The sequence below is a fragment of the Aquimarina sp. RZ0 genome (assembly GCF_008370685.1).
GTDB lineage: Bacteria > Bacteroidota > Bacteroidia > Flavobacteriales > Flavobacteriaceae > Aquimarina.
Genome location: NZ_VTZU01000037.1, coordinates 21,161 through 33,200 on the forward strand (window position 1 = coordinate 21,161; position 12,040 = coordinate 33,200).

At 32.3% G+C, this 12,040-nt stretch carries 6 protein-coding genes; 4 read left to right on the plus strand and 2 right to left on the minus strand.

The genetic code is table 11. The annotated features are described in order from the left end of the window. Window positions 1-40: 40 nt before the first annotated feature. Window positions 41-1,612 carry an alpha-L-fucosidase gene (locus F0000_RS14905; protein ID WP_149625524.1) on the minus strand — a complete coding sequence of 524 codons (1,572 nt, stop codon included), beginning with the start codon at window positions 1,610-1,612 and terminating at the stop codon, window positions 41-43. A 405-nt stretch (window positions 1,613-2,017) separates the two neighbouring features. On the opposite strand from F0000_RS14905, the gene F0000_RS28525 reads away from it, so the two are divergent. The 4 genes from F0000_RS28525 (at window position 2,018) to F0000_RS14925 (ending at window position 8,474) form a co-directional block, all read left to right on the plus strand. Next, the gene (locus tag F0000_RS28525) at window positions 2,018-4,717 is read left to right on the plus strand and encodes a T9SS type A sorting domain-containing protein (protein WP_188112133.1); all 2,700 of its coding nucleotides are present in this window, start codon (window positions 2,018-2,020) and stop codon (window positions 4,715-4,717) included. A 32-nt stretch (window positions 4,718-4,749) separates the two neighbouring features. Next, entirely contained in the window at window positions 4,750-5,439 is a 690-nt protein-coding gene (locus tag F0000_RS14915; RefSeq protein WP_149625525.1) for a hypothetical protein, read from the plus strand. Between the two features lie 257 nt (window positions 5,440-5,696). Then, window positions 5,697-7,229 (plus strand): alpha-L-fucosidase, encoded by a 1,533-nt coding sequence (locus F0000_RS14920; RefSeq protein WP_149625526.1) that lies wholly within the window; start codon window positions 5,697-5,699, stop codon window positions 7,227-7,229. A 60-nt stretch (window positions 7,230-7,289) separates the two neighbouring features. Further along, a complete protein-coding gene (locus tag F0000_RS14925; protein WP_255452760.1) occupies window positions 7,290-8,474 on the plus strand; it encodes a glycosyl hydrolase in 1,185 nt (394 codons plus the stop codon). A 118-nt stretch (window positions 8,475-8,592) separates the two neighbouring features. On the opposite strand, the gene F0000_RS14930 is transcribed toward F0000_RS14925, so the two are convergent. Then, window positions 8,593-11,760 (minus strand): CHAT domain-containing tetratricopeptide repeat protein, encoded by a 3,168-nt coding sequence (locus F0000_RS14930; protein ID WP_149625528.1) that lies wholly within the window; start codon window positions 11,758-11,760, stop codon window positions 8,593-8,595. Window positions 11,761-12,040: the final 280 nt, after the last annotated feature.

Below are 12,040 nucleotides of genomic sequence, written 5' to 3' on the forward strand. Positions count from 1 at the left end.
TTAATCTCGTTGATTTTATCTGTTGTAATCTATGGCTTTTTTAAAGACTAATAGCAACTACGTGTGCATAATCACCTATTTTTTTGGTAGGTAGCGTTATGTGCAGTGCTGTATCTTTATGAGACCATTCTAATGTGGTATCACTGCCGAGTAGCTGAACATTTTTGATATTTACATTTTTAGCATATTCAGAATTTTTACCAAGTGATTCGATAGCTAATTTTCCATTTTCCGGCCAATCCATCATGATTGCATAAAGTTTGCCATCTTTTTGTGTAAATCGGATGTCTTGTCCAGTAAAACCTTTATTGTTTTTTTCTGAATGATGTCCCTTTTCTACCTTGGTAGGACCTTCGCCAAAAGTTTTCCAATATTTTGTATCATAAATAGCTTCTCCATTTACCGATAGCCAATTTCCTATCTCTAATAAGATTTTTTGTTGGTCTTGCGGTATAGTTCCATCAGATTTGGGACCTACATTTAATAACAGGTTTCCATTTTTACTTACAATATCCACAAGGTCATCTATCAATTGATTTGCATCTTTGGATTCCCAATTTGTTACGTGGCTCCAAGAATTCTTACCAATAGAGGTATCTGTCTGCCAGGGTAATTTTCTAATCCCAGGTAGTTTTCCTCTTTCCAGATCATAAATAACAGTTCCTTCTGGAAAGGCTTCGTGGCTAAAATTTTTATCTTGTAATACTACTTCTTTGTTCCATTCAATTCCTTTATTGTAATAATATGCTGCCAATTTTGGACGATATTCTTCAAAATCCGGAATATCCACATAGAAATCCAGCCATAGGATATCGGGTTGGTAGTTGTCAATAATATCTTTAATTCGTAACCACCATCTTTCTTTAAATTTTTCAGAAACTGGCTCAGTAAGGTTTTTGCCTTTAGAGCTATATAGGTCTGCGTATTCTGGATCTACGGTGTCAAAATGATCTTTTTTGTTATAAAAAGACCAATTAAAGGCAAAATGAGAAGATGTTCCCATAATTAAACCATGATCTCGTCCTTCTTTAAATAACTCTCCGAGAACATCCCGTTTAGGTCCCATATCAACGGCATTCCATCTGGTTGTATTCGATTTGTACATTGCAAAACCATCGTGGTGGTCAGCAACAGGGATTACATATTTTGCTCCGGCCTTTTTGAATAAATCTATCCATTCTTGAGCATTGAATTTTTCTCCTTTAAACATCGGAATAAAGTCTTTGTACCCAAATTTTTTATGATCTCCCCACTTTTCTTTATGATGTTTAAACTCTTTTGTCGGGCCATCATAATGATGTTCCAGACCAGCACTAAAATTAGCACTATCCATATACATTTGCCTTGGATACCATTCTGAACCAAAAGCAGGAACACTGTAGGCTCCCCAATGAATAAAAATTCCAAATTTTTGATTATTAAACCATTCTGGATCTTTGTATTTTTTCTTTATTGATTCCCAGTTAGGTTCATATTTTTTTTGTAGTGTATCAATTACCTCTGGAACAGGAGATTCCTGAGCTATCTTTTTGTTTTTATCCGATCCACACGAGATTAAAAGTAGGATACAAAAAAAATGAGCGATTAATAAAGTTATTTTTCTCACAATCATAGATCATATATTTTATTACACAGAATATTAATTATTCATATGTAAAAGTCATGTTTTTACAAAGTAACGAAAATGACGAATGATCCAAACAATAGAACAAATGGTTATTTTAAAAAAAAAGGCGTATAGATTCCTTTTAAGTACTGTTTTACCGGAGTAGATGTACTATACTTATATAATAATGTTCAAAAAAGATAATGTTCATTTTACTCGAATAATTATTGTTTTAAAATTTACGTATCAATTTATAAATTTTTTTACACTGAAAATGTTTGTAAATTCTAATATTGTTTCTTTAGGTATAGCTTTTTTGTTTTAAATTAGAGATTAACCATTTGTTATTTCTTTAAAATCATAAGTCATAAGTGGAATAGTTTTTCGTAAGTATTTTTGTAAAAAAAAATTATGAAAGGTAAGGCGATTATATTTTTTTTGTTTTGTGTTGTGGCGTCATTAAAGATAACTGCAAAAGAAATCTATGTAGCAAAGAATGGAAGTGATGCCAATACGGGAACGATTGATAGCCCATTTCTAACCATTACTAAAGCTGCTTCTGAAGCTGTCGCAGGAGACACTGTAATTATTAGAGAAGGAACCTATGAAGAAATATTGAAACCTGCGAACTCAGGAACAGCAGGAAATCCAATTATTTTCACCTCTTTTCCAGGTGAAAGAGTCATTGTTTCTGCGATGCAACCTCTTAATGGATGGGTCAATGATTCGGGATCTATTTACAAAACTGTAATTGATTTCCCCTCTCTGGAGCAAGATAATTTTGTAATGAATGGAAACGTGGCATTAGACTTGGCTAGATGGCCTAATAATGATGACGAAAAACCTTTCACACTTAATTCCAGGAGGAATACAGGAGGGAGTGGTCCTGATGTGATAAATAATGCATTTTTAGAATCTTCAGAAATACCGAATATAGATTGGACCGGTGGAGCTGTGTTTTTTTACGGAGATAAATCTGGTGCAGGATGGATAGCCTGGAAAGCTCTTATATCTAATAGTTCTGTAGGAAGAGTCACTTTTGAATTGAATAAAAATCCAAGTTGGATTAGAACATTCCATTCCCCCAAAGATCTTGGAGATTTTTACCTGGAAGGTGTCAAAGGTGCATTAGACTATCAAAATGAGTGGTGGTACGATACTACAACCAATGAACTTTTTGTACAATTGCCTAATGGATCGATGCCTCAGGATGATCTGGTAAAAATGCGCAGAAGGAGATTAACGATAGACCTTAATAATAGAAGTTATATTGAAATAAGAAATATGGCTGTCTTTGGTGGAGGTATAGAATTAAAAACAAATTCTAATAATAATACCATATATGGGGTTTCTTCCTTTTATGGCAATCATACGCAAGGAGTTTTTACAGGCTTTTCTGCTAATAAACCCAGTATCGAAGTAAACGGTACCAGAAATGTGATTGAAAAATGTGAAATAGCCTTTGGGGCAGCTACAGGAGTTAGGTTAGGAGGTAGTTTTAATGAATTAAAAAATTCTTCGATACATGATTTTGATTATTTAGGATCTTATGATGCTCCACTGATGGCTAGAGGAGGGGATGATAATAAAATTACAGGAAATACAATATTCAATGGAGGAAGAGATGGTATTAGTTTTTTTGGGAATCGCTGTGAAATTGCTTACAATGATGTTTATAAAAGTAATTTGATTAATGATGATTGTGGGACTTTTTATACAGTAGGAGGCCCTCAGAATACCGAAATACATCATAATTGGTTTCATGATATTGCCTCAAGAGGAGATAAATTTAAGGCAGCAGGGATTTATTTAGATAATGATGCAGAAGCTTTTTCTGTACATCACAATGTGGTATGGAATACAGAATGGACAGGAGTACAAATCAATTGGGATGGTAAAGATATAGACGTATTTAATAATACATTCTGGAATAATTCTGAAGTTATGGGAGCCTGGCATAAAGAAGGGACTTCATTTACTAATGTAAAAGTATGGAACAATCTGGGAGACAATGATAAGTGGGAACCACAATCTGATAAACAGAATAATCTGGTGGTAGGTTCTGAAGCTTTTTCTAATACAACGAATGGAGATTTTACATTAAGAGCAGGGTCATCCCCAATAGATGCAGGTAGAATTATTATTGGAATTACAGATGATTATACAGGTTTAAATCCTGATGTAGGTGCTTATGAATTTGAAGGGTATGATTGGTTTGCGGGTATTAGCTGGAATCCACTACTAGGTCCTACAGGTCAAGGTTGTTATGGATTGCCAGGTGAAGATTGTATTTTGTTGCCAGAAGAGGATGCAGATAATGATGGTGTAAGTGATGCAAATGATATTTGCCCTGATACTCCAGTGAATGATACCGTAGATAGTAATGGGTGCACTGTTTTTACATTACCTACTGATAATTTTATCGTGCTTGTTACTGGAGAAAGCTGCAGAGATGCCAAAAATGGGAGTATCTTTATAAAAACCAATGAAAATCAAAATTATACAGCAGTCATACAAGGAAACAACCTGACACAAGCTTTTACTACAGAAACTCTTTTTGATCAATTATCAGAAGGCACCTATGTTGTCTGTATAACAATTGCAGAAGAGCCTTCTTATAAACAATGTTTTGAACTGGTAGTAACTGCCCCCGAAAACCTAACGGTTTCTTCAATAGTCAATGCTTCTGCCAAGAAAATCGAATTAGATTTAAGTGGGGGAGAACTGTATAGAATACAGCTCAATGGAGTGCTTACAGTTACAGATAAAAATACAATTACTTTAGAACTTAAAGATGGTAAAAATGACTTACTAGTTAGCACTAATATAGATTGTCAAGGAAAATATACAGAGAATATTAATATAGAAGATGGAATTTATATATATCCTAATCCTTTTAATAATCAATTAGCTATTGATATTTCTAATACGAAGTCAGGAGATGTGTTGTGGCAAGTTTTTTCATATCAAGGCAAATTAGTAAAACAAGGGAAACAGAAACTTGCAGGAAGTAGTGTCATTGCAGATACTTCTATTCTTACTTCAGGAAGCTACCTTATTAAAATTACAACCCCTGAGACAATAGTATATAAACAGTTAATTAAAGAATAATATTTTTAGAGTATTTTAGAAAACATAAGCGTATGAAAAATAATAAAATATTTATTTTGATAGTTTCTGCAGCTATTTTTTTATGTAGCTGTAGTAGTAGTGATGATGGTGGTACTGTTGTTGCTAATGCGGCTACATTAGTTTTTCCGTTAAAAGATGCTGAATGTAATCAAGGTGAAATAGTATCTGAAACTGAAAGTATAGTTACTTTTGAATGGAATGAGGCAATGAGTGCAGTTAGTTATACTGTTTCATTAACTAATCTTATTACAAATACTCAAGAAAATTTTAATAGTAATACAACCCAGGTTGCTATTACTTTACAAAGAGGAGTACCGTATTCATGGAATGTAATTTCCAGGGTAAATGGTTCTTCACAAATAGCAGAAAGTGAGACTTGGAACTTCTATAATGCGGGTCCGGGCATAGAGAATTATGCTCCATTTCCTGCAGAGCTTATTAGTCCGCCAATGGGGTTAACGGTTTCAGGGAATACTATAGATTTAATCTGGAAAGGAAGTGATGTAGATAACGATATAAAAGAGTATGAAATATATATGGGAACCGATACGCCGCCAACTACACTGCTAAATACCCTTACTGATACTAGTATTGCCAATGTCCAACTACAATCAGATATAGTTTATTATTGGCAGGTAATTACTAAAGATCATCATAGTAATTCGACGAAATCATCTGTATTTGAATTTAAAACTGATTAAAAAGTAAATAATAAAGAACACATTTTTTATGTAAACATAAACAAAATTAGGACTGTCTGTTATCCTGAAACTATAATGTTTTTCATACTTTAAAGGTTGAGAATTAGGTGTTATTATTTGTGTTAAATCAAACCTAAACATTATATAGTATACGATAGTTATTTGTTGGGATTATAAAAATTTTCAGACAGTCTTTTTATTTGGTTTATATTACTTTTATCGAAGAAAGTCAGGTTGAGTTTAGAATTCTAAAACTTATGAGTCAATATTTTAGGTGCTTAATTATTACAATATGTTTGTTTTTTGGTGTAGGGGGGCTTTATCCACAAGAAAAAAAATACGTAGCTACCTGGGAGTCACTGTCACAATATAAGTGCCCAGATTGGTTTAGAGATGCTAAATTGGGGATATTTATTCATTGGGGAGTATATACTGTTCCAGAATATGGGAGTGAATGGTATGGATTTCATATGTATAGAGAGAAAAAAACAAATCATCTCACTGGAGAAACGTATCAAGAAGATAATCCTACCTATTTATATCATCAAAAAAGATATGGAGGTCCTGAAAAATTTGGATATAAAGACTTTATTCCGATGTTTAAAGGAGAAAAATTCAATGCTCAAGAATGGATCAATCTTTTTGAGAAATCTGGTGCTAAATATATAGTACCAGTGGGTGAACACTGTGATGGTTTTGCCATGTATGAATCTTCACAAACCAACTGGAATTCTGTAGAGATGGGACCAAAACGGGATGTTTTGGGTGAACTCGCTCTAGAATCACGTAAACGTGGATTAAAGGTAGGAAGTTCATCACATTTGGCTTTTGGATATAAATGGTGGGCTTATGATAAGAAGTTTGATACTACCGATCCTCAATATGAAGGATTATATCTAAAACCTCATGCATACCTTGAAGCACCAACAAAGGAGTTTTTAACACATTTTTATAAAAGAACCATGGAAATGATTACTAAGTATCAGTTAGACCTGATGTGGTTTGATTTCGGGTTCTGTGCTCCGGAGTATGAAGAAAACAGATTAAAAATACTTAGTGAATATTATAACTTGGCTACTACATGGAATAAAGAAGTGGTTTTAAATTATAAAAGAATGGGATGGAATCCAATTCCCAAGGGTGCTGCCGTGCTGGATATAGAGCGAGGTAAACTTGATAGAATTAGAAAATTACCCTGGCAAACAGATACGTCTATTGGGCGCAATTCCTGGTCATATGTAAGAGACTGGCAAAATAAACCTGCTGGAGAGCTAATCGATGAATTGATAGATATTGTAAGTAAAAATGGAAACTTATTATTAAATGTCGGTCCCAAATCAGATGGAACCATACCAGAAGATCAGCAAAAAGTATTATTGACAATAGGGAAGTGGTTATCGGTAAACGGAGAGGCGATATATAAAACACGTCCCTGGATATTGTATGGAGAAGGAGTAAATCGATCAAAAACAGGTGATCATACAGAGTATGTAACTCAGGAAATGACACAAAAAGATATTAGGTTTACCTCAAAAGACAACACAATTTATGCTTTTGTTTTGGATTGGCCTACAGAGGATATTTTAATAACATCTCTTTCAACTCTTTTGGCTTCAATTAGTGATCCTATTAAGAATATTTCTTTGTTGGGTTCTAAAGAAAAAATTGATTGGAAAAGAAATCATAAAGGGCTACTTATTAAATCTCCAAAGAAAAAAAAGGGAGACTATGCTTTTGCTTTCAAAATTGAATTAGAAAAGGCTCCAGAAGGTATCTACCTAAAGAATTAAAAATGAATTTTATTAATAATAATGCTTAAAAATATGCTTAAAAATTTTTACATAATTTTGATGTTAGCGATACTATGCCTAAATTCTTGTAATACAGTTGTAAAATCTGACCCCATAGTGTCTATATCTAATGAGGATCCACGAATCTCAGAAAAAGAAAAATATCCGGATAGTGTTTATGATTTTTTAGCAATTCCTAAGGGAGGTAAATTAAGTGCTGCTTCCGAGCGTGCTTTAGAAAGAGGTTATGCACAAGGTCCCGAATGGTATGGAGAATTCAAAACACAAGAATTGAAAGGAGATTTTGTCTATGAAGAAGGTGTTACCCGTAGGGATCCAAGTGATATCATATTGGTAGACAGTACGTATTATGTGTATTATTCTAAAGCGATTGGAAAAACATATGGTTTTGGGACTGGTGATCCAGAAAAGAAGGTTTTTCCCTGGGATAAGACAGAAGTTTGGTATGCTTCTTCTGGTGATGGCTGGACATGGAAAGAAGAAGGTTTAGCTGTTGGTAGAGGGGATTCTGGATCCTATGACGACCGTTCTGTTTTTACTCCGCAGGTAATGAAATATCAAGAAAAATATGTATTGGTTTATCAAACAGTAAAGGCTCCATACAATAATCGTGTGAAGAATCAAGTGGGAATGGCAATTAGTGATAACCCTGAAGGACCATTTATAAAACTTAAGAAACCAATCTTATCTCCTGCTGATGATGGTGAATGGTTGGGTGATGAAGATAACCGCTTCAATGTTAAAAAACAAGGATCTTTTGACAGTCATAAAGTTCATGATCCTACCTTAGTATATTTTAAGGATAAGTTTTACTTGTACTATAAAGGTGAACGTATGGGCGAACATAAAACCTTTGGAGGAAGAGAAATAAAATGGGGAGTTGCTATAGCTGATCAATTAGAGGGGCCGTATATAAAATCAGCATATAACCCTATTACTAATAGTGGACATGAATTATGTGTCTGGCCTTATAAAGGTGGTATTGGGGCATTGATCATTACAGACGGACCAGAAAGAAATACAATACAATGGTCTCCCGATGGTATTAATTTTGAAATTAAATCGCATATAAAATGGGGTCCTCCAGCAGCAGGTTTAGATCAATCAGTAGATAATAATAAGAATCCCTTAAGTGTCTTAAAATGGGGACTTACGCATCAATATAAAAGTCGTGATTGGCAATATATCAAGCGCTTTGATTTAAAGCACATAAAAAGTGATTAGAGAGTTTATTATATATGTGGTAATTCTATTCGAGTCATAGAGATTTCCATATGAGTCTGTTGTTCTAAAAAAGTATAGGACCAGGAATGATATTAATTAGTAGTTGCAGAACAAAAAGTCAAGATGTGCTATTTGATCGGATAAAGAAACTTGAAATTGTTTTTCTTTTACAGAAGAAGGTTCCTAGAAACACAGCAATAATCAGTCCAATACTCCAATAGATAGTGTATGTCTTATTCTGAAAGTCAATGGGAGCTGTATCGCCAATCAGATAAAAGCTTCCCCAATAAAAAGGATTGGTATAAAAAACTTCTGCTGTATGGAGGTATTGAAGTTTTGCCTGTTGTAATGCTTTGGCTTTGTTCATGCCTTTTTTAAGATTGGTATAAAAGTATTTCATAAGTTCTGGAGTCGTCTTATCAGAAACTTCCCAGCTACTGAGTAGTAAACTTTTTGTACCAGCATATTGGAAAGCATTTCCTAAACTCATAATACCTTCTCCTTTAGCAATTTTGCCTGCCCCTGTATTGCAAGCACTTAATACCGCTAGTTCTGCGGGTATATTTAGGGTGAACAATTCATGACTATATAATAGATTGTCTTCTATAGAATCCCTGGTTTTAGTAAAATAAAGTCTGGAGTTTTCCGGATTTTCATTATCGACCTCTCCGTGTAATGCCAGATGCAGAATATTGTATTTATTTGCGTGTTGCTTAAAGTTTGTTTCTATAGCTTGATTTCCAGAGTAAAAATGTCCATCCATAATATTGGCAATTGCTTTTATCTCTTTATGTGTTCCAGGAAGATCATCTTCTGTATCTCTTAATTTAGTAAAAGATATAGATTGAGTGTTACTATTATTAGTATTGTCAGAAAATGAAAAACCAAGACACTGCTTTTGTGTTTTTGGCTGTATATTACTTTTTAAAGAATTAAACAATAATGTAGCGGAGTTGGCATATGAAATTGCATAATCTCTTAATAAGTATGATAGATTTTCGGATTTGGTCGTAGTGCTTTCTTTTTGAGTTAATAGAAGATCAAAATTAAGATGCCATAATGATCCGTCCGGAATAATAATCAGTTGATCTCCTTTAATTTCATTAGCAATTGGGTGGATTAGTTTTTTATATAGGGTATAACTCAATTCTTTGTAATGAATACTATTTTCAATAGTGATTGCTTCCTGTAGTTTTTTTATTTTATTTTTTAAGTTTGGAATGGTTAGCTCTTTTATTATAGTATTATTTTTTGAGATTACAAAAACGAAAGTGATACTATCAGAAGTGAAGAATTGCAATAAATTTGTTTTTTCATTTATTTTTTTTTGAATTTCTGAAATAGAAATAACTTGATTTTTATATTTTAATAGATCATATTTTGGGTATTCATTTTGTAGTATGTTAGATATAGAATCTTGTCGTGTATTGATTTTAAAAAGCTTATTTTTATAAGAAATTATATCAGAATCAAGAGAATCGATACTCTGTTTAGAATATTTTTCATTAATTTTTGACTGATAGAAAGCACGATCTGTTTTAAGGTTTTGTTTTAGCTCTAGTATTGAACTGGGAATCCCTGAGAATTTTTCAGCATTAGTTTCATTTAATAACTCTTTTAATACATTAGCCTTGCTTTTTTCAGAATAGTAGAAAGCTAGCTCTAAATCCTGTTTATCTCTTGTGTTCTTATATCGAAGTAACTGTAATTTGATAGCTTCAGTGTAAATTTCTTTAGCCTCTTTTGCTAAAAATATTTTATCATTAAGATAATTTAAATTTTGTCTCATATAATCGATCAGACTATCTGTTGTTTTATAGTATTTCAGACTGTTTATTAAAAGATTATTATGGCCAAGTTTTATGTATTGATCATGATATGATTTTGAAATTTTTCTTAAGGAATACAAAAGTACATTACAATCCATGTATTTAGTAAAATCAAAGTGTTGATTGAGAATTACTGTGTTGTTAGATGTTAATGCTTTTTTGTAATACAACAGAGCGGTCTCATATTTTTTTTTGATTAAATAAATGTCACCAATCTCATTATAGGCTTTGGCAAGTAATGGGTGTTTTTTTTTCCTTAAAGCTTTCTTATATACTTCTAATGATTTCTGATAGTAATGAAGTGCAGTTGTATTTTCTTTTTTCTTAAAAAAAACACGACCAATATTAGTATATGCAGAGGCGAGACTAAGACTCTTTTTCTCTGGTTTTTTTAATTCTATTGATAATGTCTTTTGTAAATACTTTAATGATTCATTGTATTTTTCCTCTCTCAATAAACTTACGCCAATATTAGTATAGCTTAAAGCTAGCAAAGGATGATTTTTGGGAAGTAATTTTTGTTTAAGCAATAATGATTCCTTAAAATATTTTATTGATGAATTAAAATCATTTTTGGAGCCATAAATTATTCCAATACTTGATAAAATGAGTGATAAGTTAATATGATTTTCGCCATATAAATGCTTAGTAATTCGCATTGATTTTCTAAAATATTGTAAAGCATTTTCATACTCTTTTTTCTCCGATAGTACATTACCCGTATTAAAATAAAGAGCAGCGATAATATATTGATTTTTATTGTTTATAGGTTGCTTTTTAACTATGTCAATAGCTTTCTTATAGGTAAGTAAGGATTTATCATAGTTACCTTTTCTTTTATAAACTATCCCCAATCCGTTATAAGTAGCCAAAAGTTTTTTATCATTTTCGCCATATTTTTTTAGTTTAATATGCATCACTTTATCAAAATACGTTAAAGCCTCATCATACATCTCTTTGCCATAAAATACATTTGCGAGCCTCCCATAAGAGATAGCTACTCTTAAACTATCTTCATCGTCTATTTTACGTCTTATGACCAGTGCTTTCTGAAATAGAGAAAATGCTTTGTCATATTCCGGAATCAAATCATAATAAAGCCCTTTATTGTCATAGGCATCTGCTTTCTGGTTATTATTGTTACTTAAGTGTTTATTAGAAATAGTTAGCGCTTTTTGAGCATTATCAATTGATTCTTCGAGCTGTCTAATATGTCTTTGGTTTTTTGATATTTTATTGTAACAAATAGCGACTCTTTTCCACAGTTTATGTTGTTTGTATATGGATAATGCTTTTTTAAAAAATACAATAGATTTTTTATGTTTTTTACCTATTTCAGATAAAGAATCTGCTTTTTTGAAGTATTGTTGAGCTACTAAGGTATCTCTTGGAGTTTGTGAAAAAATCAAATGAATACTAAAAAAAAATATAATTAAAAATTGTTTTCGCAACATCATAAATATACATTTTTTGGGTTTTATGCTCTAAGTTTTATTGTTAGATCTCTGATAGCAGGTGTTTTTGGATATTGTTCTACCGGTTTATATAATAAAAAATGCTCTTAATAATAGTGCATTGTTGATTTAAAGAATGTCTTTATCAGCACCTTTCATGGTATTGAAACCAGCTCTGCTTTTAATGTGCCAAAAAAGTATAAGAAATTTGAGAGAATAGTCCCACTTAATTTCTAGGGATCCCTTTTGTTTGTTGATGTAATTTCTATAGTAAGTGTTTTTT

Excerpts from the sequence above, each read along its gene's own strand:
- F0000_RS14930 (WP_149625528.1), bottom strand. The coding sequence starts at position 11,760 with ATGATGTTGCGAAAACAATTTTTAATTATATTTTTTTTTAGTATTCAT.
- F0000_RS14905 (WP_149625524.1), bottom strand. The coding sequence starts at position 1,612 with ATGATTGTGAGAAAAATAACTTTATTAATCGCTCATTTTTTTTGTATC.
- F0000_RS14920 (WP_149625526.1), top strand. The coding sequence starts at position 5,697 with ATGAGTCAATATTTTAGGTGCTTAATTATTACAATATGTTTGTTTTTT.
- F0000_RS14925 (WP_255452760.1), top strand. The coding sequence starts at position 7,290 with ATGTTAGCGATACTATGCCTAAATTCTTGTAATACAGTTGTAAAATCT.
- F0000_RS28525 (WP_188112133.1), top strand. The coding sequence starts at position 2,018 with ATGAAAGGTAAGGCGATTATATTTTTTTTGTTTTGTGTTGTGGCGTCA.
- F0000_RS14915 (WP_149625525.1), top strand. The coding sequence starts at position 4,750 with ATGAAAAATAATAAAATATTTATTTTGATAGTTTCTGCAGCTATTTTT.